This window comes from Dermacoccus sp. MPR-E5 (assembly GCF_058809565.1).
On sequence record NZ_JBXASS010000007.1, the window covers coordinates 115715 to 139695 of the forward strand.

A 23981-nucleotide genomic window follows, 5' to 3' on the forward strand; every position below is an offset into this window, starting at 1 on the left:
GCGTGAGCCTGCAGATCTTCGACACCGCCACGCGCGAACTGCGCGACTTCGAACCAGTTGAGCCCGGCAAGGTCGGCATCTACATCTGTGGGCTGACGACGCAGGGTTCGCCGCACATCGGTCACCTGCGCTTCGCCGTCGCGTTCGACGTGCTGCGCAACTGGCTGACGCGCGGTCACGGCTACGACGTCACGCTCGTGCGCAACGTCACCGACATCGACGACAAGATCCTGCGCAAGTCCGCGGAGGCGGGGGAGCCCTGGTTCGCGTGGAGCTACCTTCACGAACGTGAGACGAGCGACGCGCTCGACATCCTCGGCGTTCAGCGACCGACGTACGAGCCGCGCGCGACAGGGCACGTCACCGACATGGTCGAACTCATGGAACTGCTCATCGAACGCGGCCATGCCTACCCGGCAGCCGACGGTTCGGGCGACGTCTACTTCGACGTCAAGAGCTTCGACGAGTACGGCGCGCTGACGCGGCAGAAGCTCGACGACATGGAAGACGCCGCTGACGCCGACCCGCGTGCGAAGCGCGACCCCCGCGACTTCGCGCTGTGGAAGGGCCGCAAGGCCGACGAGCCGGCGTCCGCGAACTGGCCGACGCCGTGGGGTGAGGGGCGCCCCGGCTGGCACCTCGAGTGCTCCGCGATGGCGCGTCGTTGGCTCGGTGACACGTTCGACATCCACGGCGGCGGCATCGACCTGCGCTTCCCGCACCACGAGAACGAGCAGGCGCAGTCACGCGCCGCAGGTCTCGGTTTCGCGCGCTACTGGATGCACAACGGCTGGGTGACGCTGAGCGGCGAGAAGATGAGCAAATCGCTCGGCAACACGCTGTCCGTCACGGAGCTGACGAAGACGGTGCGTCCGCTCGTGCTGCGCTACTACCTCGGCTCGGTGCACTACCGTTCGACGATCGAGTACACGTCCGATTCGCTGGCGGAAGCGAATGCCGCCGTCGAGCGCATCGAGGGCTTCCTGCGTCGCGCCCTCGGCGAGGACGCCGTCCTGACGAGCGCCGACCTCGCCGACGTCGAACTGCCCGAGGCGTTCGTCGCGACGATGGACGACGACCTCAACGTCTCCGGCGCGCTCGCAGCGTGCTTCGACGCCATCCGCGAGGGCAACACCGCCATCGACGAGGCCGATGTGCGGCGCGTCGAAGAGCTCGCGCTGCAGGTCGCCGCGATGACCGACGTCCTCGGCGTCAACCCGCTCGACCCGAAGTGGTCGGGCAACGGATCGGCCGGCGGTGACGAGACGAAGCGTGCGCTCGGCGCGCTCGTCGACGCTCTCGTCGAGCAACGCAAGACCGCACGTGCGGCGAAGGACTTCGCGACAGCAGACATCATCCGCGACCAGCTGGCCGACGCCGGCGTCGTGGTCGAAGACACCCCCGACGGCGCCCGCTGGAGCGTGGCGCGTACGGGTCGAAAGGACAACGACTGATGCCAGGCAACTCATCGCGCCGCGGTGCGATCCGCAAGGGAGCGTCGAAGAAGGGCGCGACGACCGGCAGCGGCGGTCAGCGCCGACGCGGGCTCGAGGGCAAGGGCCCGACGCCGCGCGCGGAGGAGCGCCCGAACCACAAGGCGTACAAGTCGGCGCAGCGCTCCGGCGCCGCCAAGAACGCGCCCAACGCGCGACGTTCGAGCGGTGCGCGCCGCGACCGGACGTCGAGCGAGATCATCGCCGGGCGCAACTCGGTGCTCGAGGCGTTGCGTGTCGGCGTGCCTGCCGCGACGCTGTACGTCGCGAGCCGCATCGACTCCGATGACCGCGTGCGCGAGACGCTCAAGATCGCGCAGGAGCAGGGCGTCGCGATGCTCGAGACGCCGCGCGGTGAACTTGATCGGCTCACGGACGGCGCGGTGCACCAGGGCCTCGCGCTGCAGGTGCCGCCGTACGAGTACGCGCATCCGAGCGACCTCATCGACCCCGAACTGCCCGGCACGCCGCTCGTCGTCGCGCTCGACGGCATCACCGATCCCCGCAACCTCGGCGCCATCGTGCGTTCGACGGCGGCGTTCGGCGGCCACGGCGTCGTCATCCCGCAGCGTCGCAGCGCGGGCATGACCGCGTCGGCGTGGAAGACATCGGCGGGCGCCGCGGCACGCATCCCCGTCGCGCAGGCGAGCAACCTGACGGCCGCGCTCAAGGAGTTCAAGAAGGCGGGCTTCTTCGTCATCGGCCTCGACATGGACGGTGACGTTGACCTGCCCGGCCTCGAGCTCGCCGACCGGCCGCTCGTCGTCGTCGTCGGCTCCGAGGGCAAGGGCCTGTCGCGTCTCGTCAGCGAGACGTGCGACCAGATCGTCTCTGTGCCGATGAGCTCCGCGGTCGAGTCGCTCAACGCCGGCATCGCGACGTCCGTGACGCTGTATCAGGTGGCCGTCAACCGCGGGCTGGGCTCGACGCGCTGAGCCCCGGAGGTCGGATGCGGGAGGCTCCCAGCCCCGTATCGTGGTACGTCCAGGCACCATGATGAACGAGAGGGAGACCTTCACGATGTCGAACCACGACTCCTACGACGGATACCAGCCCGGCGACGGCCAGAACCCCGGTCACTACGGTCAGCCGCACCAGTACGACCAGACCGGTGACCAGGGGCAGTACGGGCAGTACGGTCAGCCGCACCAGAGCCAGTCGAACCAGTACGGCGCCCACACGTCCTACGACCAGACGCAGGCCAACCCCACGGCCGGCGCCCAGGCGTACGGGCAGCAGGTGCCCGCTGATCAGTCCTTGTCGGGCGCCGGGTTCTTCAAGGCGCTGTTCGATTTCTCGTTCTCGACGTTCATCACGCCGAAGATCGTCAAGTTCGCCTACGCCATCTCCGTCGGCGCTCTGGGGCTGTTGTGGGTCTTCATGGTGATCGGCGGCTTCGCGGACAACGCGGCGTCGGGTTTGCTCGCTCTCATCATCGGCCCCGTCCTCATCTTGCTGTACCTCGTCTTCATCCGGATGACGCTCGAGTTCTACGTCGCGATCGTTCGCATGAGCGAGGACATCCACCAGCGTCTGCGCTGACGCGTTCCCTGACGCGAAACGGCCCGGTTCCCTCGGAGAGGGGAACCGGGCCGTTTCACGTCGGGCGAGCTCGAGGCTCGCTCGCGGTGGGCGGGCGTCAGTCGCCGCGCACCACGATCGTGTGGACAATCTTGTCGTGCAGCGTCTGCTTGGTGTCATCCCACAGCGGCCACAGCAGGTCGACGATGAGCAGGAGTCCGCCGCTGATACCGCCGGCGACGGCTTCGAGCAGGTAACGCCCGAAGCCGACACCGGCGCCCGTCGGCTGACCCGTGCGCTCGTCGACGACCTTGAGGTGCAGCATCTTCTTGCCGAGGCTCTGGCCAGTCCTGCCCTGACGGATGGCGCGGTTCCAGAGGTTGAACAGCAACGCGACGAGCGGACCGAGCAGCGCCAACGCGACACCGCCGCCGGAGACGTTGTGCAGCGTCGAGTTGCCGTTGATGTCTTCCACCGAGTAGCTGTCCTTGAACGCCAGCCACAATCCGAGACCGGAGATGACGATCATCGGGACGGCCGACAGCAGGCTGTCGATGAGGTAGGCGCCCACGCGCGACCCCCATGAACCGTAGGGCGCGGACCCCGCCCGTCGAGCGGGCGCACCGTACTGCTGCCCCTGATATGGCTGGTTCTGGTACGGCTGGCCGGGCTGCGGCGCACCCTGGTAGCCCTGCGGTTGGTACGGCTGGCCCTGGTACTGCTGGTACTGGGGGCCCGGCTGCGACTGCGCGCCGCTGCCGTACCCCTGGGCGCCACCGTGCTCGGGCGGCGGAACGTAGGGGTCGTATCCGTTGCTCATGTCCGTTCCTTCTCGTCAGGCGTCGTTGGCGGGTGGGCCGCTCAGGCCGTGCGGACGACGAGCGAGTGGACGGCCTTGTCGTGCCACGTCTGGTTCTTGTCGTCCCACAGCGGCCACAGGTAGTTGAGCAGGGGGATGAAGAACAGCAGCGGGATCAGCTGCGACGGCAGCGAGATCAGGATGTCGACGGCGAGGCGGCCGAGACCACGGCCGACACCCAGGTACTGGCCGGTCCGCTCGTTGATGACGCCGATCTTGAGCACCTTCTTGCCAATGCTCTGGCCTCGCTTGCCCTGCAGGTATCCCTCGTTCCAGAGACGGAACAGCAGACCGAGCAGCGTGCCCGCGCCCATGAACGCCCAGGCCCGGTCCGTGAAGGGATCGGTGGGGTCGGCGCCCGGCGCGTCCCAGCCGTCCTTGAGGAAATCTCCGGTGCCGAGCGCGATGCCGACGCAGATGATGGTCGGCAGGATCGTGATGAACCAGTCCAGCAACGCCGCACCGACACGCGAACCCCAGCTCGCGAGGATCGGCATGTTCGGCGCGCCCTGACCGTACTGCTGGGCGTAGCCCGGTGCGCCGTAGGCGTCCGGCCGGCCGTAGCCGCCGCCGTACTGATGGCCCTGCGCGCCGTACTGCGCGTCACCGTACTGCTGGGCAGGCTGGCCGTAGCTCTGTTCCTGGTATTCCTGCTGGCCGTAACCCTGCTGGTCATGGCTCGGCTGTCCGTAAGCAGGCTGGCCCTGCGGCGCGCCGCCGTACTGGCCCGGCTGCGCGGCGGGGTCGTGCGGATTCTGACCGTACGGCTGGCTGCCGTATCCATTCGTGTTGTTGCTCATGATGATTCCCTCCTGTGCTCCTTCGCACACGAGGTTACCGGGGCGCCGCGCTCAGCGCGCGGTCATCTGCAGGGGCGTTGCGTCGGGGGCGATGACGTTCTGCTCGTCCGGTTTCGTCGGCAGGATGTTCTCGACGTAGTCGGCGACGGCTTCCTCGATCGTCACGCCACGCTGCAGACGCTCCGACATGTACCAGCGGTGCTCGAGCACCTCGTGGAACATCTCGGCTGGTTCGAGCTTCTGACGCAACTGCGGCGGTACCGTGCGGGTGATCGGTTCGTAGATCGTCGCGAGCCAGTCATGCGCGACGGCGCGTTCGTCGTCGCTCTGGCGGTTCTTGCTCGCCGTGAAGCTGACGAGGTCGTTGAGCAGTCGTCGCGCCTGGTTCTCGCCGACCTCGAGACCGGTGAGGTGACGCAGGCGGCGCGTGTGGTAGCCGGCCTCGACGATCTGGGGCTTGATCGACATCGTCGTGCCGTCGATGTCGGTCGTGATGTCGAGCTCGCCGACGTCGAATCCGAGGTCGTTCAGCGAGCGGATGCGCTGTTCGACGCGCCACGCGTCCGAGGCGTCGAAACGCTCGGCCTGCGTGAGTGCCTCCCACAGCTCGTGATAGCGCTCGACGATCGTGTTGCTCACCTCGATGGGGTCCATGTCGTCGGGCACCATGCCGCCGGCCTGCAGATCCATCAGCTCCCCGGCGATGTTGACCTGCGCGATGTCGAGGTCGTGCTCGCGCTGGCCCTTCGACAGCTTCTCGCGCAGCTCACCGGTCTCCGCGTCGACGAGGTAGGCGGCGAACTCGCCCGCGTCACGACGGAACAGGGCGTTCGACAGTGACACATCACCCCACCAGAAACCGACGAGGTGCACCTTGACGAGCAGGACCGCGAGGGCGTCGATGAGGCGGGTCGCCGCGTCCGGGCGCAGCGTCTGGCTGATCATCGCGCGGTACGGCAGCGAGAACTGCAGGTGCCGCGTCAGCAGGCACGCGTCGAGCGGTTCGCCGTGCACGTCGGTGCGTCCGGTGACGACGGCGATCGCCTCGACGCACGGCAGGTGCAGGCGCCGCAGCTGCTTGAGCATCGCGTACTCGCGCAGCGCGATGTCGGCCTTGATCTCCTTGACGGCGAGGATGCGGCCGTCGACCTTCGCGAAGCGGACGATGTGACGCGAGATGCCGCGCGGCAGTGCCGCGAGTTGATCCTCTGGCCACTGCTCGAGGGGCACGCTCCACGGCAGTGCGAACAGCGCGGGGTAGGGGCGTGCTGCCTTGATGTCGAGTGCCACCTCGTCATCCTCCCACCGCGCGGGGGCGGCTGCCTGCATCCGCGTGACGGTGTGTTTCACCCGAAACGGTGCGTCGGCCACCCGTCGATACGTCGAGCGGACGATGGCCGCTCGCCATCGTCCGCTCGATCGTCATGTCAGCCCCTCGCGGGTGCGCGTTCAGTCGTTGATGCGCTCGCCGGTCTCGACGTCGAAGAGGTGGATGTGATCGGTCTTCGGCGCGAAGTACAGCGTGTCGCCCTTCATCGGGGGGCGGCGGCCGTCGACGCGGGCCATGACCTGCTGGTCCTCGCCCTCAACGGTCGTCTTGCCGTAGACGTACGCGTCGGCGCCGAGCTCCTCGACCATGACGACGTCGACCTCGAGACCCGCGTCGGACGGCGCGAGGTCCTCCGGGCGGATGCCGAGCGTGACACGGTTCGAACCGGGGCGGGCGTCCGCGGGCAGCGGAATCGACGCGGTACCGAGCAGCACCTTGTTGTCCTTGACCGGCACCTCGAACAGGTTCATCGCGGGGCTGCCGATGAAGCCCGCGACGAAGACGTTCTTCGGGTGGTCGTACATGTTGCGCGGCGTGTCGCACTGCTGCAGCAGACCGTCCTTGAGGACGGCGACGCGGTCACCCATCGTCATGGCCTCGACCTGATCGTGGGTGACGTAGACGGTCGTCACGCCGAGGCGACGCTGCAGGTCGGCGATCTGCGTGCGCGTCTGCACGCGCAGCTTGGCGTCGAGGTTCGACAGTGGCTCGTCCATGAGGAACACCTGCGGCTGACGCACGATTGCGCGACCCATCGCGACGCGCTGACGCTGGCCACCCGACAGGTCCTTCGGCTTGCGCTCGAGGTACTGCGTGAGGTCGAGGATCTGCGCGGCCTCCTCGACGCGCTTGCGGATCTCGCCCTTGTCGACGCCGGCGATCTTGAGCGCGAAGCCCATGTTGTCAGCGACGCTCATGTGCGGGTAGAGCGCGTAGTTCTGGAACACCATCGCGACGTCGCGATCCTTCGGCGACAGCGCCGTGACGTCGCGTCCGTCGATGAGGATGCGGCCGCTCGTCACCTCTTCCAGGCCGGCGAGCATGCGCAGCGAGGTCGACTTGCCGCAGCCCGACGGGCCGACGAGGACGAGGAACTCGCCGTCGGCGATCTCGATGTTGAGGTCGCTGACGCTGGGACGATCGGCCCCGGGGTAGGTGAGGGTGACGTTGTCGTACGTGACGGTTGCCATGGGGTTTTCCTTAGCGCTCACCGGCAGGAACGTGCCGGACGATCCGTTGTGAACGGGCGGCGCACGGATGTGACGCCGCACACAGCATGCCTGATGGGAGTGGCTCTTGACCAGCCCTTCTGCACATTTGTTTCAGTAGCGCTCATCTGAGCACCCCGTCTCGAGGGGTAGGTGGGTCGATCTGCATGCTCGCTCGGCCCTGCCTATCACCCGATCAACGCTCCTTGATCAAATCGTGACCGTGAAAAACTTTGCAGACCCTGAGTACACGCTGCATGCTGTGAAGCAGGCCACACTCGAGGTGTGGCCCTGAACAATCGGAGCACTCATGACCAAGCGCAGTGTGGCTGTCGCATTCGCGGGCGTCCTCGCCCTCTCCGTCTCCGCGTGCGGCGGCGGCTCGTCCTCGTCCGACTCGTCGAAGAGCGACACCTCTGCGGCTTCGTCGAAGTCCGGCGACGCGAAGGCGTCGGGCAGTGCTGCCGCCGGCAGTGACGTCAACGCCAAGGACCCGAAGCGTGACGCCAACGCCGACCTCGTCATCTGGGCTGACGGCACCGCGGCCCCCGTCGTCTCCAAGCTCGCGAAGCAGTTCGCGGACGAGAACGACGTCAAGGTTTCCGTCCAGGTCTCGACGGACGTGCGCGGCAACTACGGCACGGCCTTCAAGGCGGGCCAGGCCCCGGACGTCATCGTCGGCGCTCACGACTGGATGGGTGAGCTCGTCTCCAACGGCTCCGTCGCGCCCGTGCAGATCCCCGCCAACGTCGCTTCCGGCTTCAACAAGGAGGCCATCGCCGCGACGAAGTACAACAACCAGTCCTACGGCGTGCCCTACGCCGTCGAGAACATGGCGCTCGTGCGCAACACCGACATGGTCAAGGACGCGCCGAAGACGATCGACGAGCTCGTCTCCACCGGTCAGAAGGTCGTCGACGAGAAGAAGGCGACGAACGTCCTCTCCCTCGAGATGGGCAAGCAGGGCGACGCCTACCACGGCATCCCGTTCCTCACCGGCTTCGGCGGCGGCATCTTCGGCACGAAGGCCAACGGCGACTACGACGCGAGCAAGCTGCTCGTCAACTCGCCCGAGAGCCTCAAGGGCGCCAACCTGCTCGCCGAGCTCGGCAAGAAGAAGGTGCTGTCGACCAACGTCGACAAGACCAACGCTGATGCCCTGTTCGCCGACAAGAAGGCGCCGTACATCGTCACCGGCCCGTGGTCGCTGCCGACGTTCGACAAGGCCGGCATCAAGTACGAGGTCTCCTCGCTGCCCACCGTCGCCGGTGGCGGAAAGATGACGCCGTTCCTCGGCGTGCAGATGTTCTACGTCAGCTCGAAGGCGAAGAATGCGACCGTCGCTCAGACGTTCACCGCGTCCTTCCTCACCACCGCCGCCGCGCAGAAGGCGCTGTTCGAGGTCGGCAAGCGTCCGCCGGCACTGACGGCGGCGTACGACGAGGTCATCAAGTCCAACCCCGACGTCGCGAAGTGGGCCGAGGCCGGCAAGGGCGCGAAGCTCATGCCGAACATCCCCGCGATGAATGCCGTCTGGGGCCCGATGGGTCAGGCGATGGCCGACGTCATCTCCGGCAAGGCAGCCCCCGACGCCCGCTTCAATGCGGCGCAGAAGGAGATCGAGGCCGCCATCAAGGCCGGCAGCTGACGATCCACCCACGTCGCACCCGTGAGCCGGTGACCACGTCGGTCGCCGGCTCACGGCGCGTCGAGCGTCGACGACGACGCCCATCACGACAGGCCTGACGGCGCCCGCGAGGCGCCTCACGCCCCAGGCTGGTGCGGTGAGCACCGGTGAACGAATTCCCCGAGCGATGGAGAAGGACATGGCGACCCTCGCCGCCCCCGAGCAGACGTCGGGTCTGCCGCCAGCCAAGAGCCCCGTGTGGGCGCCGATCCTCAAGTGGGCGCTCGTCGCGGCCGCCGTCATCCTCTGCATCTATCTCGCGACGCAGCTGGCCGACAAGGGGTACGGCCTCGCCGTCGTCGGTGTCGCGTTCGTCGCGATGGCCGTGCTCGTCGTGTACGGCACGCGCCGCAACGTGCCCGCGAAGTATCTGTTCCCGGGCCTGATCCTGCTGCTCGGGCTGCAGGTGTGGCCCATCGTGTACACGGCCGCGACGTCGTTCACGAACTACGGCCAGGGCCACCTCGTCTCCAAGGAGGAGGCGACGAAGCAGGACATCGCCTACTCCGTCCAGCAGGTCGCGGGGTCGCCGACGTACGGGCTGTCGATCGCCGTCAAGGACGGCCAGGATGTGACGTCCGCGCCGTTGCACTTCCTGCTGACCGACGAGAAGGGCAAGCACTTCGTCGGTGACGCCAAGGGGTTGCAGCCGCTCACGGGCAAGACGGAGATGGGCATCGGCCACCTCAAGTCGGCCGAGGGCTATCGCGTCCTCAAGCTCGGCGAGGCGAACAAGCGCAAGGACCTCGCCAACTTCGCGGTGCCGACGAGTGACGGCCACGGCATCAAGGCCAGTGGCGTCTCGCAGGCGTTCGAGGGCGCGCCGACGCTGAAGTGGGACAAGGCGAAGAACACCCTCACCGACTCCGCCACGGGCACGGTATATGTCGAGAAGGATGCACGCTGGGTGCCGCAGTCCGGCTCCGCGAGCCCGCTGCCGGTCGGGTGGAAGCAGGGCGTCGGGTTCAAGAACTACACCGACCTCGTGACGAACGACACGATTCGCAAGGGGTTCTTCGGCATCTTCGCGTGGAACATGGCGTTCGCCATCCTGTCGGTGCTGTCGACCTTCGTGCTCGGCATGCTGCTCGCGCTGCTGCTCAACGACCCGCGCATCAAGGGCCGCGCCATCTACCGCAGCCTGCTCATCCTGCCGTACGCCGTGCCCGTGTTCGTCTCCGCGCTCGTGTGGGCGTCGATGTTCAACCAGGACTACGGCCTCATCAACAACCTGACCGGCCTCGACATCGACTGGTTCGGCGACCCGTGGGCCGCGCGCGCCGCCATCCTGCTGACCAACCTGTGGCTGGGCTTCCCCTACATGTTCGTCGTGTGCACAGGCGCGCTGCAGTCGATCCCGGGTGACGTCATGGAGGCCGCACGCATCGACGGTGCCGGCCCGATCCGGACGCTGCGCTCCATCACGATGCCGCTGCTGCTCGTCGCGGTGGGCCCCCTGCTCATCGCGTCGTTCGCGTTCAACTTCAACAACTTCGGCCTCATCTACCTGCTGACCAAGGGCGGGCCGTTCGTCGGCGACAGCGCCCAGATCGGTTCGACCGACCTGCTCATCACCTACGCGTACCGTCTCGCGATCGACGGGACGAACCCGAACTTCGGTCTCGCATCCGCGGTCGCCGTCGTCATCTTCATCATCGTCGCGCTCCTGAGCTTCCCCGGCTTCCTGCGCAGCAAGGCCCTCGAGGAGGTCAACTGATGTCTGCCATGAACACCCCTGCGGCCGGCCTGCCCGAACCGGGAGCCGTGACCGGCGTGCCCGAAGCTGCTCCCGGTGGCACGCATGCTCGTGCGCCGCGCCTCGGTGGCGGCGTGTGGTGGCGCCACCTGCTCGCGCTGTGCGCGCTCGCCTTCGCGCTGTTCCCGATCCTGTTCCTGCTCTCGGCGGCACTCAACAAGGCGGGGACGCTGAGTTCTTCGACGCTGCTGCCGACGAGCTTCTCGCTCAACAACTTCTCCGACCTGTTCAGCAACGAGGCGCGACCGTTCGTCACCTGGTACAAGAACGCGCTGCTCATCGCGCTCGTCGGTTCGGTGTTCAGCGTCTTCATCGGCGCGTGCTCCGCGTTCGCGTTCTCGCGCCTGCGCTTCCGAGGCCGCCGGGCGATGCTGCTCGCGCTGCTGCTGCTGCAGATGTTTCCGGCGCTGCTCGCGTTCGTCGGCCTCTACATCACCTTCTCGAAGATCGGTGAGGTGATGCCCGCGTTCGGCCTCAACACCACGTGGGGGCTCATCCTCGTCTATCTGGGCGGCGCGATGGGATCGAACGTGTGGCTTCTCAAGGGTTACTTCGACACCGTTCCGAAGGAACTCGACGAGGCCGCGTTCGTCGACGGCGCCTCGCATGCCCGCGTGTTCTTCAGCCTGACGCTGCCGCTCGTGCGCCCGATCCTCGTCACGGTGTTCATGGTGTCGTTCGTCAGCCTGTTCGGCGAGTTCATGCTCGCGAGCATCTTCCTCACCGACGTCGACAAGCAGACCCTCGGCGTCGGCCTCTACGGCATGACGGTCGGCAACGACCGCAACGCCCTGTTCGGCCAGTTCTCGGCTGGTGCGCTGCTCAGCTCGATCCCGATCATGGCGCTGTACCTGGCCTTCCAGAAGCAGCTCATCGGTGGTCTCACCACCGGCTCGGTGAAGTGAACTCCTACCGTCGCGGCGCGACGGGAGCGGGCGCGTGAGCGCCACCGAGGACGCGGCGCTCAGGCGCGGCGGCGACGAATCGCCGCCGCGCCTGCAGCAGATCGCTGCTGCTGCGGGGGTCTCGCAGGCGACCGTCTCGCGCGTGCTCAACAACAAGGCCGGCGTCGCCGAGGCCACGCGCCGCAGCGTCCTCACCGCCGTCGACGTCCTCGGCTACGAACGCCCCGCGAGTCTGCGCCGCGCGGGGGCTGGCGCCATCGGCCTCGTCGTGCCCGAACTCGACAACCCGATCTTCCCCGCGCTCGCACAGGCCGTCACGACGCGGCTCGCGGCAGCGGGGTACACCGCCGTCCTGTGCCCGACGAGCGCCGGTGGGGTGCAGGAGGATGAGTACTTGTCGATGTTGCTGGAACGCGGCATCGCCGGGCTCATCCACGTCTCGGGGCGCCACGCCGACACGACGGCGTCGATCGCGCGCCATCAGGAACTCGTCGCGCAGGGCCTGCCCGTCGTCCTCGTCAACGGCCACCGCGACGACCTCGCCGTCACGTCGTTGTCGACGGACGACCACGTCGCGGTGCGCCTCGCCGTCAGCCACCTGCTGAGTCTGGGGCACCGCCGGCTCGGTCTGGCCGTCGGGCCGGCACGCTACACCCCGTCGATCCGCAAGCTGACGGCGTTCCGCGACGCCGCGGCCGAGTTCGGGTTCGAGGCGCTCGTCGAACACACGTGGTTCAGCGTCGAGGGCGGCGAACTCGCGGGAACGCAGCTCACCGCGCGGGGCGCGAGCGGCATCATCTGCGGCTCGGACCTCATGGCGCTCGGCGTCATCCGCGGAGCGCGTCACGCGGGCTTGGACGTGCCGAGGGAGCTCTCCGTCGTCGGTTTCGACGGCTCGGCGATGACGGAGCACACCTCGCCGCCGCTGACGACGGTGCGCCAGAACGTCCCCGCGCTCGCCGACGGCGCCGTCGACACGCTGCTCGACCAGATCCGTGGGCTCGCAGCGGCCGCGCCGTGCGCCCGTGAGCTGGTGCTCGCGCCCGACCTCGTCGTGCGCGCCTCTACCGGCCCGCCTCCGGTGCACTGACGGCGCCCTTACCGGCGTCGGCGTCGTCTCGGACGTCGGCGTCGTCTCGTGGCGCGTCGCGCCGCGCCTTCGTCAGCGCGCCGAGCAGAGCGTCGAGCAGCGGCGGGACGTCGGTGCAGCCGGGGACGCGGTGCGCTGCGGCGGTGTCGCCGTCGCCGACCTTGACGCCGATGTCGCTTCCCGCGCGCAGCGTCGTGAACACCGTTTCGTCGGTGACGTCGTCGCCCAGGTAGAACGTCGCACGCAGGTTGCGCTCGGCGGCGAGGGCCGCGAGTGCCGCGCCCTTCGACACGTCGAGCACCGACAGTTCGACGACGGCCTTGCCGCGCATCGCGTGGACGCCCGGGACATCCTGCGGGACGGCGAGCGCCGCGCAGGTCGCGCGCTCGGCCTCGTCCTCGTCCATGCCGCGGGTGTGCAGGACGACGCCGGCCGGCTTGTACTCGACGCGTGTCGCGGGCAGTCGTTCGGCGATCGTCTCGAGCGCGTGGGTGGCGCCGTCGAGGGCGGCGCGCTCGACGTCGCTCAGCGCGCTGCCGCCCGAGGCGGCGGAGCCGAGGGTGGTCGAGATCTCTGCGCCGTGGCTGCCGATGAGGACAATGGGGGAGGACTCGTCGATCCCCGTCAGCGCGCGCAGGGTGGCGAGGTCACGACCCGATGCGAGTGCGACGCTCACGCCCGGTAGCGCCGCCATCGCACTGAGTGCCTCGATCGTGCCCGGTTGCGGGCGGGCGCTCGCGGGGTCGAGGACGATCGGCGCGAGCACCCCGTCGAAGTCGGAGGCGACGAGCACGTCACCGCGGCGCGCGAAAGCACCCAGCTCCTCGCGTGACGGCGGCCGCAGCGGCGTCGCGGTCACGATGCGGCCTGCGTCGACGGCGCCTTCGGGGCGGCCTCGAGGCTCGCGAGGTAGTTCTTCGCCCACTGCTGCACCGAGTTCTCGCTCACGAGGGCACGCATCGAGTCCATCCGCTGACGACGCTGGGGCGCCGGCGCGTCGACGGCCTTCATGATCTGCTGCTTGAGACCCGCGATGTCGTGCGGGTTGCACAGGTAGGCGTCGCTCAGTTCCGTCGCGGCGCCGGTGAACTCGGACAGCACGAGCGCCCCGTCATCGGCGCAGCACGTCACGTACTCCTTCGCGACGAGATTCATGCCGTCGCGCAGCGGCGTGACGAGCATGATGTCGGCGGCCGCGAACATCGCCGCCATCTCCTCGCGGTCGAACGAGCGGTGCAGGTACGTGAGCGCCGTCGCGCCGATGCTCGAGAAGTCACCGTTGATACGCCCGACCGTCAGCTCGATCTGGTCACGCAGATCCATGTACGCCTTGACGCGCTCGCGGCTCGGCGTCGCGACCTGGATGAGTTTGTGCTTGCTCGGGTCGAGGCGCTCGTCGGCGAGCAGTTCGCCGAACGCCTTGAGGCGGTGACGGATGCCCTTCGTGTAGTCGAGGCGATCGACGCCCAGCAGGATCTTCTCCGGGTTGCCGAGCTGCTCGCGGATCTCACGCGCCCGCGCCTGCACCGAATCCGACTCGACGATCTCGCGCAGCCCCTCGACGTCGATCGAGATCGGCACCGCGGCTGCGCGCACCTGACGTTCGCCTAGGTCGACGACGTCGCCCGTCACGTCGAGGTCGAGGTACTGACGCACCGCGCGCAGGAAGTTGCCCGCGTCCTCGGTGCGCTGGAAACCCAGGAAGTCGGCGCCGAGCAGCCCCTCGAGGATCTCCTCGCGCCCGGGCAGCTGCGCGAACAGCTCGACGGCGGGGAAGGGGATGTGGTTGAACCAGCCGATGCGCAGGTCGGGGCGCATCTCGCGCAGCATCTCCGGCACGAGCTGCAGCTGATAGTCGTGCACCCACACCGTCGCGCCCTGCGCGGCGACCTCGGCGCAGGCGTTCGCGAAGCGACGGTTGACGCGGCGATACACCGAACGCCAGCTGCGACGGAACGTCGGCGTGATGATGACGTCGTGGTAGACGGGCCACAATGTGTCGTTGCTGTGGCCCTCGTAGTAGTCGGCGACCTCCTGCTCCGACAGCGCGACCGGGTGCAGGTGCATGCCGCCGTCGTCGAACGGTTCGGGCGCCTCACCCGGCTCGCCCGCCCAGCCGACCCAGGCGCCGTCACGCCCACGCATGACGGCGTCCATCGCGGTGACGAGGCCGCCGGGGGAGCGGCGCCACTGCGACTCGCCGTCCGGCGTCGTCACGCGGTCGACGGGCAGCCGGTTGGCCGCGACGACGAAGTCGTAGGTCTCGCTCATCGGAAAGTTCCTTCGCTCATCGGTGCGCGGGACGAACAGGTGCGGCGTGCGCTCGAATTCGGCGGGGCGCCGGGGCCGTTCGCGTCTTCGTCACGAGCCTATCGCGGGGCGGCGGGGGCGTGCCGGGCCGCGTCGATCCAGCACTTTGTCATGTGCGCGGCCTACCGTGGAGCCATGACGTCCCCGGAGCCTCCTGAGCCGACACGCGCCGGACACCGTCTGCCGCGGCGCACCCACCCGACGCCGTCGCCGACGCCCGAGCGTCACGACGACGCGACACAGGTGGCGCCGCAGGGCACGCGGACACGGCAGGGCTCGGGCGCTCACGCGGCCACCCCGGCCGACGGTGGGGACGTCGTCGGCCACTTCCGCATCCTCGACAAGATCGGCGAGGGCGGCATGGGCGTCGTCTACCGCGCGCTCGACACCCGACGCTCGGACGGGCGGGAGGTCGCCGTCAAGGTGCTGCGCCCGCACATCGCCTACGACCCCGACGCGCGCACCCGCCTCGCGCGGGAGGTCGCGACGCTGGAACGCGTCCACACACCCGGCGTCGCCGCCGTCATCGCCGCGGAGCCGTACGGCGAGCGCCCGTACATCGCCACCGAGTACGTGCCCGGCGTTCCACTCGACGAGGTCGTCAAGCGCCGCGGGCCGTTCGAGCCCGACGCGCTGGCGCGCCTCGGGCGCGACCTGGCCGTCGCCATCCAGGCCATCCATGACGCCGGCGTCGTCCACCGCGACCTCAAGCCGGGCAACGTGCTCATGGTCGACGGGCGCCCCGTCGTCATCGACTTCGGCATCGCCCACATCGCCGACGACGCGCGCCTGACGTCGACCGGCCTCGTCATGGGCACCCCCGGCTACCTCTCGCCCGAGCTCGTCGAGGGTGCGCCCGTGTCGACGTCGACCGACTGGTGGGGCTGGGCCGCGACGCTCGCCTTCGCCGCGCAGGGTGAGCCGCCGTTCGGGCGCGGCCCGATGCCGGCGGTGCTCGACCGCGTGACGCGTGGTCAGGCCAACCTCGGCGGCGTCGACGCGCGGCTGCGGCCGCTGCTCGCCGCCGCGCTCAGCCCGGTGCCGCAGGAGCGACCGTCGGCCCGGCAGGTCATCGAACAGATGGAGCGGTACGCGCGCGGCGAACCGACGACGTACGTCCCGGTGCGACGCGCGGCAGAGCCGCGCGTAACTCGCCCCGAAGCGCAGCAACCCCGCCCCGACGCGACGGCTGTGCTCGGCCGCCCGGACGCCACGCGCGTCGCGCCGGTGACGTCCCCGCCGCCGGTGAGTGCGGGGCCAACGGACGCCGAGCGTGCCCAGCAGGGGGCCCCGGTGCGTCAGGGCGCCCAGGGGTATGCCAACCCGAGCCCATACGGCTCCGCGCCCGTTCCGTTCGCGCCGAAACCGCAGTCTCGCCCGGGCGAGCACGACCCGCGCATCAACCTGCCGCATCGATCGGGAACGCTGCAGGCGATCTTCGTCCTGTGGTTGGGCGTGACGGCGCTCGTGCCCGTCGTCGGGCTCGTGCTGCTCGTCGTGTGGAACCTCGCCGCGCGCTTCAGCGACTCCACGATCACCCAGACCGTCCTGCGACGCTACGAGGCCGGACGACGACGCAGCGACGGCGCCGTCGCCGTCGCGAGTGCGCCGTGGCACGCGTTGCGCGCGACGCTGTCGACGCTGTTCGCCCTCATCCTGCCGACAGTTGTCTTCGCCTGCGTCGCGGCGCTCGTCGGCATCGGTTGGGTGGCCGTGCGCGGCGGCGTGCCGCGCGTGTGGTGGGCGCTGCCGCTCGTGCTCGGCGCGGGCGCCGCGCAACTGGCGCTGTGGCGAGGCGCCGGTTCGGTCGGCTACCGACGCGGTTCGCGCTCGCTCGTGCGCGGCCTCGTGCCGCAGAACGCGACGCGCATCGTCGCGGGCATCGCCGTCGGCCTCGGCCTGTTCATGCTGGTCGGCTCGTTCCTGCAGCAGGGCGACATCTCATGGTTCCCGTTGACGGGCGGCATCGACGACCCGCTGGCGCGGTACGCGCCGAGCGTGCAGCGCTGAGTCGATGCACCACAGCGCGTCCACAGCGCGCGCCGAGGGATCGTCACGTTCGGCGTCCTAGGATCAGGGAATGGGTCAGTACGGACGAGAGCACGGCACGACGGGGCCCAACCCGATCTCGGAGAACACGCAGCCGGTCCTGGCGCCGCGGATGCGGTTCCTGCGCAGCGAACCGGTCACCGAGCCGCTGCCCATCGCCGATGCGCTGAAGAACACTCCCTACCGCGACCCGAACGTCCCCGCGGGAGTCAGCGACGACTCGGCCCAGTACAAGGCGCTCGACATCGCCGTGCGCGTGGGGGAGTTGTTGCTGCGCTGCGGGGCGAGCACGCGTGACGTCGAGTCGAGCGTCGTCGCCGTCGCCGCATCGGCGGGGCTGCGCCGCCTCGAGGTCGACATCACGAACCAGGCGCTGCTGCTGCAGACGCCGTCACCGCATCCGGGCCATCCGCCGCTGACGATGCTGCGCGTCGCCCGTTCGTCGACGCGTGACTTCTCCCGGCTGACGGCCGTGCACCAGTTCGTCGAGCGCCTCGTCGCGGGCGGCATGGATCTCGACGAGGCGACGAAGCAGTTGCGGCGCATCCAGCGGATGCCGCGGCTGTACCCGCGATGGCTCGTCTCGGTCGCGTTCGGTGGTCTCGCCGCGTCGGTCGCGACGATCCTCGGTGGTAGCTGGATGGCCGTCGCCGTCGCGTTCGTGTCGGCGATCATCGTCGACCGCATCGGGCGCGTGCTGAGCAACCTGGGGGTGCCGAGCTTCTACTCGGCGGCCGCCGGCGGACTCGCCTCGACGATGCTCGCGTGGCTCGCGTACATGTCGCACCAGAGTCATCTCGTCGGCGAGTTCGTCGCCACCCACCTGCCCGGCTCGATGACGATGGCCGACTTCGCGTACGCGATCTCGGGCGGCATCGTCGCGCTGCTGCCCGGTCGTCAGATGGCGTCCGCGGTCGAGGACGCCGTCACCGGCTATCCGGTCACCGCCTCCGGACGCGTGTTGACGGTGATCCTCGCCTGCGCGGGCATCACGGTCGGCGTCGGTGCGGGGTTGTCCTTGACGCTGAGTCTCGACAACGCCCTCGACCTCGGTCTCCAGTCGCCCGGGGTGCTGCGTTACGACTCGCCGTCGACGACTTTTCTGCTCCAGGTTGCCTGCGGTGCGCTCGGTGCGGTCTGCTCGGCCGTGACGATGCGTTCGCGTGTCCGGATGCTCGTGCCGACGGCCGTCATGGGCGCCCTGGGCGTGGGCGGCGTGACGTTCCTCGTCAGCTCCATCGGCCTCGGCGCGACGACGGCGACCGCGGTGGCCGCGACGGCCGTAGGGTTCTGCGCGCGACTGCTCGCGCTGCGCCTGGGCGCCCCCGCGCTCGTGCTCGTCATGCCCGCGGTCTCGCCGATGCTGCCCGGCCTGCGCATCTTCCGCGGCATGTACGAGTCCGTGTCGGGTTCACTGCTCGGAGCGACGCGCGTGGCGCAGTCCGGGGTCGGGGTGACGACGATGCTCGGCGCCGTCGGGATCGCCCTCGCGCTGAGCACGGGGGCGCTTCTCGGGGACGTGCTGTCGGCGCCTTTCGACCGCCCGATCGTGCAGCGCCGCAGGGCTCGTCGCCGCTGACGGGCGGGGGGTTCTCGCGCGCGGCGACGGCGGGGGCCGCGGTGATTCACATTTTGTGACGTAGGTCGCGTAACGTTCTCCTCGCTGAGGCGATGTCGTGAGTGTCGCCCAAGCGGCTCACAACTCAACACACCAAGAATTCGCGGGCAGCGCCAACGCCAAACCTCGTCGGGCGCCGCTTCATTCGCACCGTGCGAACCGCAGACGAGGGTGGGGGACCCACTCGTGGCACTCGTTGAGTGCCTTGGGGTGAAGCCGGTCCCGAACCGGCCGAGCACCTGACCGCTCGAACCCGACAGCTCACCTCACCGGCGTCGTCAGGAAAGGAAACACCTCCATGGGTTACACCCCGAAGCACTCCGCTCCCTCCGACTCGACCATGGGTCGCAAGGCTGCGGGCGTCGCCCTCGTCGGTGCCGCCACCGTCGGCGCCGGCGTCACGAGCGCCACCACCGCCTCGGCTGCACCGGCCGGTTCGGTCTGGGACCGCGTCGCCGCCTGTGAAGCGGGCGGCAACTGGCACATCAACACGGGCAACGGCTTCTACGGCGGCCTGCAGTTCACGCAGCAGACGTGGGCCGGCTTCGGTGGCACGCAGTACGCCGCTCGCGCCGACCTCGCCACGCGCGAGCAGCAGATCGCGATCGCCCAGAAGACCCTCGCCGTCCAGGGCCCCGGCGCCTGGCCCGTGTGCTCCGTGCGCGGTGGCCTGACCCGCGCCAACGCTGGCAGCACCGCTGCGGCTCCTGCCGCTGCGGCCGCGAACACGCAGGTGTCGCGTTCCACCGCTCGTTCTGCCGTCAAGGCTCCCGCCGCGACGTCCGGCAAGCTCGCCGTCGACGGCATCCTCGGTCGCCAGACCGCTCGCTCGCTGCAGGCCTGGGTCGGCACGTACCGTGACGGCATCGTCGGCCCGCAGACGAAGATGGCCCTCCAGCGCACGGTCGGCACGACGCCCGACGGCATCATCGGCCCCCGCACGGTCGCCGCGCTGCAGTCGAAGCTCGGCATCTCCCAGGACGGCGCGACGTACCTCAACGCCCGCACCGTCCGCGCCCTGCAGGCGCACCTGAACAACCACTGATCGCGCGTCTGATCGCCTGATCGACGACGAGGGCCCCACCGCTTCGAAGCGGTGGGGCCCTCGTCGTGTGCCCTGGCCGGGCAGGCGGGCGGTGAGAGCTGGAGATGGGACTCGAACCCACAACCACCTGTTTACAAGACAGGTAGAATAGGACGCGATGCTGGGCAACTCGCCCGGAATGACGCCTAATTTTCGATGTGTCATAGGACGCCCCTAGGGTGTAGATGGGCATACAGAAGGGCACACTCGGGAGGGCAACATGGGCACACGCCGCGCATACGGGACAGGCAGCGTCACACAACGCGCCGACGGGCGCTGGGTCGGACGCATCGAAGCGGGATGGAACGCGAACGGCAAGCGCCGGCGCATCACCGTCAGCGACATGGACGAAGACAAGTGCAAGGCCAAGCTGCGCAAGAAGCTGCGCGAAGTCATGGCCGAGAAGCCAGAAGCGCTCGCCGCGAAGATGACCGTCAAGGCGTGGGCCGACAAGTGGCTGCCCGAGCATCAGAAGCACGTGCGGCCCAACGTGTACGTCACCGACCGGGGCCTCATCATGAAGTGGATCGTACCCACCATCGGCACCCGCAACCTTGGTGACCTGCGACCCGCCGACGCACGCAAGGTCGAGACCGCCATCCTGAAAGCGGGCCTGTCCTCGACGACCGCACGCGCCGCCATCAGCAAGCTGCGCACCATGCTCAAGGCGGCCCGCGTCGAGGGATACCCGGTGCCGGACGGGATCTTCGAGATGAAGCGTCCCGCTATGGCGCCGTCGACTCGTGATGCGATCCCCGTCGACGATGCGAAGAAGCTGCTGCGTAAGGCTGACGGCACGCCGGACTTGGCGCGGTGGATACTCGCGCTGTACCAGGCGTTGCGTCAGGGCGAGGCGTTGGGCCTCGAGTGGGATCGTGTCGACCTGGACAACGGGACGCTCGACATCGCGTGGCAGCTACAGCCGTTGCCGAGGGATAAGGATGCGGGGCGCATCGTCTTCCCTGAGGGCATGGAAGCGCGCCACGTCGTCGACCACTACTACCTGCTGCGACCGAAGACGTCGAAGGGTCGACGCATGGTGCCGTTGTCGCCGATGGCGTGGGCTGCGCTCAAGGCGTGGCGGGAGGTCGCGCCGGAGAATGAGTGGGGCCTGGTCTTCACGCTGCCCGACAATCGGCGAATGCGAGGGCGCGAGGACAGCCCACGGCCGCGACACAAGGGCCGCGACAGGGCGCTGTGGTATGCGCTGCAGGACGAGGCGGGCGTGCGGCGCAGCGACGGCGGGCGGTACACGCTGCACGAGGCGCGGCACACGACGGCATCGCTGCTGCTCGAGGCGAATGTCGACCCGCATGTCGTGACCGCAATCATGGGGCACTCGTCCATCGTGACGAGCCGCGGCTATATGCACGTCGCGACCGAGCTTGCGCGTAAGGCCCTCACCGACGTCGGTGCCATGCTGGACTATCGCATGACGGACGACGCGCAGCAGCAGATCGAGAAGGGTACGCCCTGATGGACGCAGGGGCGATGGTGGAGCGGGTGCTGTGAACGCACGAAAGCGCCCCTCGGCTCCGTGGTGGAGTCGAGGGGCGCTTCAGCGTGCGAGGTCAGAGCCCTGCGGCGTCCGACTTGGGATCGCTCGTCGCCTGCGCGGCGGGGATGACCTCGAGGTGGTCGCCAGCGTCGTCGGGGATGCCGTCGTCAGCGTGGCGCGGCACGTACCCGGCGGGTGCGGTGTTCACGGCGGCGAGGATCGTCGTCAGCATTCCGAGCAGCGCGCCGCCGAGCGCGACGTACTTGCCCGCGTCGGCTTCGGTGACGATGCCCGCGCCGACGAGGATGGGCACGAGTGCGGTGACGACCGTGTAGATCGCCTTGCGCACGGCGGGGTCGGTGATGATGCGTCCCATTACAGCTTGCCTCCTTCGATGGCGACGCCGAGCTTGAAGTACGTCTCGCCGCCAGGGATGCCGTCAACGGCCGCGCCGACCTTCGCCTGCACCTTGCTCCACGTCTCGCGGCCCGCGATGCCGTCGACCTTCGCGCCGACGAGCTTCTGCAGCGCGGAGATGGTGAGCCTGCCCGGGATGCCATCGACGGTGAGCCCATGAGCCTTCTGGAAGGCCCGAACCGGCCATGCCGGAAGTGTGGGACGCGCGGCGTTGGGGTTGCGCCATCCCTCCGGCTGAGACGGTCGTGAACCATCGTTCATGAAAGGGCCATCGTCGATGTGCAGGTGCATGTTTCCCCCGGAGTGGTTCTCGACGTAGCCGTAGATCCCGCACGTCACCGAGAGTCCGTGGCCCCGTGCGATGTGCTGGCCCACCTTCTCGAACCAGGCGCGCTCGTCCTCCGAGTTCACGCCACGCGGCTCGCGGTTCATGTCAGCTGCGCACGCGCGACCGCCGTACCCGGTCGCGGCGTGAAGCGATGTGTGAAGTGCTGGAGATTGCGCCGCACGTCATCGTGGAGCGCGCCGAGCGTGCTACCTCGAATGTCCTTGAGTTCCCCGGAAACTCGGGGTTGTCACCGGCTGGGTCTATCGTCCAGGACGTAGAGCAGGAGCGTGCCGCATTTGGCGATGACCTCGCCGCGGAGCGCGAAGCACAGCAGATCGACCCGTAGGAGACCGCCATGCAGAAAGCCCCCGCCGACCTCGTGAAGCTTGCCGAGGCTGCGGGGGCTTCTGTCGTCTGGACGACCGACGTGGCGCGCGGCGACTACTTCATGGGCATGATCCGCGTGAACCCGCGCCTGTCCGACGCCGACACGGTCGTCGTCCTCGCGCACGAACTTGGGCATCACCACCACGGGCACGTCGGGAACTCGCCGCGCTTCGAGGTGCAGGCGAACGCGTACGCGGCACGGCTGCTCATCGACCCCGACGACTACGCGGCCGCCGAGCGGCTGTGCGAGGGCCACGCGGGCGCCATGGCGCGCGAGCTCGGCGTGACGACGGCGATCGTCGACGCGTGGAGGATGTGCCACAGGGCCGCTTGACGTTGTGATAGCGACATGGAGACACGAAAGCGCCCCCGACCTCGAGGTGAGGTCGGGGGCGTTAACGCGAGGCTACGAGGGGATGCGCCAGGCAGTCGCAGCGCCTCCAGTCTGGTACGCGATGGCTGTCGGCTTAGACGTGTCGGGAATGGAGACGTAGACCCATCCCGTGGAGCAGCGCGAGATGGTCTGCCACTCGCCAGGTAGCAACGGCTTCGGGAAGTGGTCGACATTGGAGATGTCGGGTGATTGGTACATGCCGTTGTCTGCGTCGCCAACAACGAACGACGACCAGAGGATCTGAACGGGCTGCGCCTGCGGGCACACGGTCGCTTTCAGTCGGGTGAAGTGCTCTCCCTTCTTGATGCCGATCATTTCCGGCGTGTCGTACGGGCCGGGCGTGACGGTGACGCGCGACTCAAAGTCGGTGACCTTGAGCGTGTAGTCCCCGCCGTCGCCGCTGACGGACACCTCGTCGCCGAGCTGGTTGACGGGCGACGTACTGGATTCGCTCGGAGATGACTCACTGGGCGAGAGTGACGCCTCCCTCGTGTTCGACGTCGCCGAGGATGTTGCATCACCCGATCCACTCGAGCATGCGGTGAGGGCGAGGGGCAGGGCTGCGAGCGCGGCGAGCTTCTTCATGTGCTGATCCTAGGTGAGCGGGTGCGCTCGAAGTGTGCATCCCAAGATGGGCATACGGTGTGCTTCTCAGGGAAGATGGGTACACGATGGGCACACTGTCTCGGGTGTAGTGCTTCGCCCTTTCCCGGCGTTTGCCCCGGAATGGCGCGGAATCCTGGTGGAGCTGGAGACGAGACTTGAACTCGCAACCACCTGTTTACAAGACAGGTGCGCTACCGATTGCGCCACTCCAGCACACTGCCGGTATCGGCAGCCCTGTGATCTTATACGAGGCGGGTCGCGATGCCCGTCCCGTCGGGCGACGACCTACGATGAGGGCATGAATCTCAAGCCTGCAGCAGACGTCGAAACCGCACCCGTCGCCGCGCTCGGTCTCCTCGGCGGTTACCTCACCGCCCGTGAGACGGGCATCCGTCCGCTCGGGGGTGTCGTGCTCGCGCTCGCCGGCGGGTACGCGGGCCGCACGTGGCTCGCCAAGGGCGGCGCGGCCCAGACGGCGGCGCTGACCGCCGTGTACGTCGGCGGGTTCGGCGCCTCGCACCCGCTCGCGAAGAAGATCGGCGCGTGGCCGTCCGTCGTCGGGGTGGCGGCACTGTCGGCGGCGGCGTCGTACGTCCTGATCGACCGCCACTGAGCGGGCCCGCCCCCGAGGCTCGGCCTGC

Annotated in this window: 22 protein-coding genes, 1 tRNA gene and 1 riboswitch; of the genes, 13 read left to right on the forward strand and 10 right to left on the reverse strand. The window is 68.8% G+C overall.

Going from position 1 to position 23981, the window contains the following annotated elements; translation table 11 throughout:
• Positions 1 to 2 precede the first annotated feature (2 nt).
• From cysS to AC1RS9_RS07265, 3 genes are all read left to right on the forward strand, one after another.
• The gene (gene cysS, locus AC1RS9_RS07255; protein ID WP_038569313.1) at positions 3 to 1454 is read left to right on the forward strand and encodes a cysteine--tRNA ligase; all 1452 of its coding nucleotides are present in this window, start codon (positions 3 to 5) and stop codon (positions 1452 to 1454) included.
• The gene (gene rlmB, locus AC1RS9_RS07260) at positions 1454 to 2428 is read left to right on the forward strand and encodes a 23S rRNA (guanosine(2251)-2'-O)-methyltransferase RlmB (protein WP_006946440.1); all 975 of its coding nucleotides are present in this window, start codon (positions 1454 to 1456) and stop codon (positions 2426 to 2428) included. Before cysS ends, rlmB begins: the two co-directional genes overlap by 1 nt.
• A gap of 61 nt (positions 2429 to 2489) precedes the next feature.
• A complete protein-coding gene (locus tag AC1RS9_RS07265; RefSeq protein WP_170957279.1) occupies positions 2490 to 3035 on the forward strand; it encodes a DUF4282 domain-containing protein in 546 nt (181 codons plus the stop codon).
• A gap of 97 nt (positions 3036 to 3132) precedes the next feature.
• Here the strand turns inward: AC1RS9_RS07265 and AC1RS9_RS07270 are convergent, their stop codons facing one another.
• From AC1RS9_RS07270 to AC1RS9_RS07285, 4 genes are all read right to left on the reverse strand, one after another.
• Positions 3133 to 3834, reverse strand: coding sequence for an RDD family protein (locus AC1RS9_RS07270; protein WP_115297019.1), 702 nt, complete (start codon positions 3832 to 3834; stop codon positions 3133 to 3135).
• A gap of 41 nt (positions 3835 to 3875) precedes the next feature.
• Positions 3876 to 4673: an RDD family protein gene (locus AC1RS9_RS07275; RefSeq protein ID WP_136788822.1), complete on the reverse strand. Its 798-nt coding sequence runs from the start codon at positions 4671 to 4673 to the stop codon at positions 3876 to 3878.
• Positions 4674 to 4724: 51 nt separating this feature from the next.
• On the reverse strand, positions 4725 to 6002 hold the full coding sequence (locus tag AC1RS9_RS07280; RefSeq protein ID WP_242600195.1) for a DUF4032 domain-containing protein: 1278 nt from the start codon (positions 6000 to 6002) through the stop codon (positions 4725 to 4727).
• Positions 6003 to 6122: 120 nt separating this feature from the next.
• Complete coding sequence (locus AC1RS9_RS07285) at positions 6123 to 7193, reverse strand: ABC transporter ATP-binding protein (protein ID WP_006946417.1); 1071 nt, start codon at positions 7191 to 7193, stop codon at positions 6123 to 6125.
• 328 nt (positions 7194 to 7521) lie between these two features.
• Between AC1RS9_RS07285 and AC1RS9_RS07290 the strand changes: the two genes are divergently transcribed.
• The 4 genes from AC1RS9_RS07290 (at position 7522) to AC1RS9_RS07305 (ending at position 12649) form a co-directional block, all read left to right on the forward strand.
• Complete coding sequence (locus AC1RS9_RS07290) at positions 7522 to 8859, forward strand: sugar ABC transporter substrate-binding protein (RefSeq protein ID WP_040014906.1); 1338 nt, start codon at positions 7522 to 7524, stop codon at positions 8857 to 8859.
• Positions 8860 to 9037: 178 nt separating this feature from the next.
• On the forward strand, positions 9038 to 10615 hold the full coding sequence (locus tag AC1RS9_RS07295) for an ABC transporter permease subunit (protein WP_131942082.1): 1578 nt from the start codon (positions 9038 to 9040) through the stop codon (positions 10613 to 10615).
• A complete protein-coding gene (locus tag AC1RS9_RS07300) occupies positions 10615 to 11559 on the forward strand; it encodes a sugar ABC transporter permease (RefSeq protein WP_006946432.1) in 945 nt (314 codons plus the stop codon). Before AC1RS9_RS07295 ends, AC1RS9_RS07300 begins: the two co-directional genes overlap by 1 nt.
• A 34-nt stretch (positions 11560 to 11593) precedes the next feature.
• Entirely contained in the window at positions 11594 to 12649 is a 1056-nt protein-coding gene (locus AC1RS9_RS07305) for a LacI family DNA-binding transcriptional regulator (protein ID WP_131941595.1), read from the forward strand.
• On the opposite strand, the gene otsB is transcribed toward AC1RS9_RS07305, so the two are convergent.
• Positions 12624 to 13508: a trehalose-phosphatase gene (gene otsB / locus AC1RS9_RS07310; protein WP_006943712.1), complete on the reverse strand. Its 885-nt coding sequence runs from the start codon at positions 13506 to 13508 to the stop codon at positions 12624 to 12626. The two genes, AC1RS9_RS07305 and otsB, sit on opposite strands and share 26 nt — an antisense overlap.
• Positions 13505 to 14920 carry an alpha,alpha-trehalose-phosphate synthase (UDP-forming) gene (locus AC1RS9_RS07315; RefSeq protein ID WP_006943725.1) on the reverse strand — a complete coding sequence of 472 codons (1416 nt, stop codon included), beginning with the start codon at positions 14918 to 14920 and terminating at the stop codon, positions 13505 to 13507. Before AC1RS9_RS07315 ends, otsB begins: the two co-directional genes overlap by 4 nt.
• A gap of 174 nt (positions 14921 to 15094) precedes the next feature.
• Here AC1RS9_RS07315 and AC1RS9_RS07320 point away from each other — a divergent pair, with 174 nt between their 5' ends.
• The 4 genes from AC1RS9_RS07320 (at position 15095) to AC1RS9_RS07335 (ending at position 21187) form a co-directional block, all read left to right on the forward strand.
• Positions 15095 to 16969 (forward strand): serine/threonine-protein kinase, encoded by a 1875-nt coding sequence (locus AC1RS9_RS07320; protein ID WP_074040790.1) that lies wholly within the window; start codon positions 15095 to 15097, stop codon positions 16967 to 16969.
• Positions 16970 to 17039: 70 nt separating this feature from the next.
• Entirely contained in the window at positions 17040 to 18587 is a 1548-nt protein-coding gene (locus AC1RS9_RS07325) for a threonine/serine exporter family protein (RefSeq protein ID WP_074040791.1), read from the forward strand.
• Positions 18588 to 18769: 182 nt separating this feature from the next.
• A riboswitch (cyclic di-AMP (ydaO/yuaA leader) is annotated at positions 18770 to 18916 on the forward strand.
• Positions 18917 to 18924: 8 nt separating this feature from the next.
• Positions 18925 to 19671 carry a transglycosylase family protein gene (locus tag AC1RS9_RS07330; RefSeq protein WP_492920981.1) on the forward strand — a complete coding sequence of 249 codons (747 nt, stop codon included), beginning with the start codon at positions 18925 to 18927 and terminating at the stop codon, positions 19669 to 19671.
• A gap of 259 nt (positions 19672 to 19930) precedes the next feature.
• On the forward strand, positions 19931 to 21187 hold the full coding sequence (locus tag AC1RS9_RS07335; protein ID WP_492920983.1) for a tyrosine-type recombinase/integrase: 1257 nt from the start codon (positions 19931 to 19933) through the stop codon (positions 21185 to 21187).
• A gap of 94 nt (positions 21188 to 21281) precedes the next feature.
• On the opposite strand, the gene AC1RS9_RS07340 is transcribed toward AC1RS9_RS07335, so the two are convergent.
• The gene (locus tag AC1RS9_RS07340) at positions 21282 to 21584 is read right to left on the reverse strand and encodes a phage holin (protein ID WP_492920985.1); all 303 of its coding nucleotides are present in this window, start codon (positions 21582 to 21584) and stop codon (positions 21282 to 21284) included.
• Positions 21584 to 22036, reverse strand: a complete 453-nt coding sequence (locus tag AC1RS9_RS07345) for a peptidoglycan-binding domain-containing protein (RefSeq protein ID WP_492920987.1) — start codon at positions 22034 to 22036, stop codon at positions 21584 to 21586. The genes AC1RS9_RS07340 and AC1RS9_RS07345 overlap by 1 nt, the downstream gene beginning before the upstream one ends.
• Positions 22037 to 22308: 272 nt before the next feature.
• Here AC1RS9_RS07345 and AC1RS9_RS07350 point away from each other — a divergent pair, with 272 nt between their 5' ends.
• Complete coding sequence (locus tag AC1RS9_RS07350) at positions 22309 to 22674, forward strand: ImmA/IrrE family metallo-endopeptidase (RefSeq protein ID WP_492920989.1); 366 nt, start codon at positions 22309 to 22311, stop codon at positions 22672 to 22674.
• Between the two features lie 72 nt (positions 22675 to 22746).
• Here AC1RS9_RS07350 and AC1RS9_RS07355 read toward each other — a convergent pair whose 3' ends face one another.
• On the reverse strand, positions 22747 to 23319 hold the full coding sequence (locus tag AC1RS9_RS07355; protein WP_492920991.1) for a hypothetical protein: 573 nt from the start codon (positions 23317 to 23319) through the stop codon (positions 22747 to 22749).
• A 158-nt stretch (positions 23320 to 23477) separates the two neighbouring features.
• Positions 23478 to 23553 (reverse strand) — tRNA-Thr (locus AC1RS9_RS07360).
• Between the two features lie 85 nt (positions 23554 to 23638).
• Here AC1RS9_RS07360 and AC1RS9_RS07365 point away from each other — a divergent pair.
• Entirely contained in the window at positions 23639 to 23953 is a 315-nt protein-coding gene (locus tag AC1RS9_RS07365) for a hypothetical protein (protein ID WP_006943710.1), read from the forward strand.
• Positions 23954 to 23981: the final 28 nt, after the last annotated feature.

What these genes read in the sequence shown, in the direction of transcription:
- AC1RS9_RS07315 (WP_006943725.1), bottom strand. Translation starts at nt 14,920, where the DNA reads ATGAGCGAGACCTACGACTTCGTCGTCGCGGCCAACCGGCTGCCCGTC.
- AC1RS9_RS07280 (WP_242600195.1), bottom strand. Translation starts at nt 6,002, where the DNA reads ATGCAGGCAGCCGCCCCCGCGCGGTGGGAGGATGACGAGGTGGCACTC.
- AC1RS9_RS07365 (WP_006943710.1), top strand. Translation starts at nt 23,639, where the DNA reads ATGAATCTCAAGCCTGCAGCAGACGTCGAAACCGCACCCGTCGCCGCG.
- AC1RS9_RS07355 (WP_492920991.1), bottom strand. Translation starts at nt 23,319, where the DNA reads ATGAAGAAGCTCGCCGCGCTCGCAGCCCTGCCCCTCGCCCTCACCGCA.
- AC1RS9_RS07265 (WP_170957279.1), top strand. Translation starts at nt 2,490, where the DNA reads ATGAACGAGAGGGAGACCTTCACGATGTCGAACCACGACTCCTACGAC.
- AC1RS9_RS07340 (WP_492920985.1), bottom strand. Translation starts at nt 21,584, where the DNA reads ATGGGACGCATCATCACCGACCCCGCCGTGCGCAAGGCGATCTACACG.
- AC1RS9_RS07320 (WP_074040790.1), top strand. Translation starts at nt 15,095, where the DNA reads ATGACGTCCCCGGAGCCTCCTGAGCCGACACGCGCCGGACACCGTCTG.
- AC1RS9_RS07335 (WP_492920983.1), top strand. Translation starts at nt 19,931, where the DNA reads ATGGGCACACGCCGCGCATACGGGACAGGCAGCGTCACACAACGCGCC.
- AC1RS9_RS07290 (WP_040014906.1), top strand. Translation starts at nt 7,522, where the DNA reads ATGACCAAGCGCAGTGTGGCTGTCGCATTCGCGGGCGTCCTCGCCCTC.
- AC1RS9_RS07275 (WP_136788822.1), bottom strand. Translation starts at nt 4,673, where the DNA reads ATGAGCAACAACACGAATGGATACGGCAGCCAGCCGTACGGTCAGAAT.
- AC1RS9_RS07350 (WP_492920989.1), top strand. Translation starts at nt 22,309, where the DNA reads ATGCAGAAAGCCCCCGCCGACCTCGTGAAGCTTGCCGAGGCTGCGGGG.
- AC1RS9_RS07295 (WP_131942082.1), top strand. Translation starts at nt 9,038, where the DNA reads ATGGCGACCCTCGCCGCCCCCGAGCAGACGTCGGGTCTGCCGCCAGCC.
- AC1RS9_RS07285 (WP_006946417.1), bottom strand. Translation starts at nt 7,193, where the DNA reads ATGGCAACCGTCACGTACGACAACGTCACCCTCACCTACCCCGGGGCC.
- AC1RS9_RS07270 (WP_115297019.1), bottom strand. Translation starts at nt 3,834, where the DNA reads ATGAGCAACGGATACGACCCCTACGTTCCGCCGCCCGAGCACGGTGGC.
- AC1RS9_RS07300 (WP_006946432.1), top strand. Translation starts at nt 10,615, where the DNA reads ATGTCTGCCATGAACACCCCTGCGGCCGGCCTGCCCGAACCGGGAGCC.
- rlmB (WP_006946440.1), top strand. Translation starts at nt 1,454, where the DNA reads ATGCCAGGCAACTCATCGCGCCGCGGTGCGATCCGCAAGGGAGCGTCG.
- AC1RS9_RS07325 (WP_074040791.1), top strand. Translation starts at nt 17,040, where the DNA reads ATGGGTCAGTACGGACGAGAGCACGGCACGACGGGGCCCAACCCGATC.
- AC1RS9_RS07330 (WP_492920981.1), top strand. Translation starts at nt 18,925, where the DNA reads ATGGGTTACACCCCGAAGCACTCCGCTCCCTCCGACTCGACCATGGGT.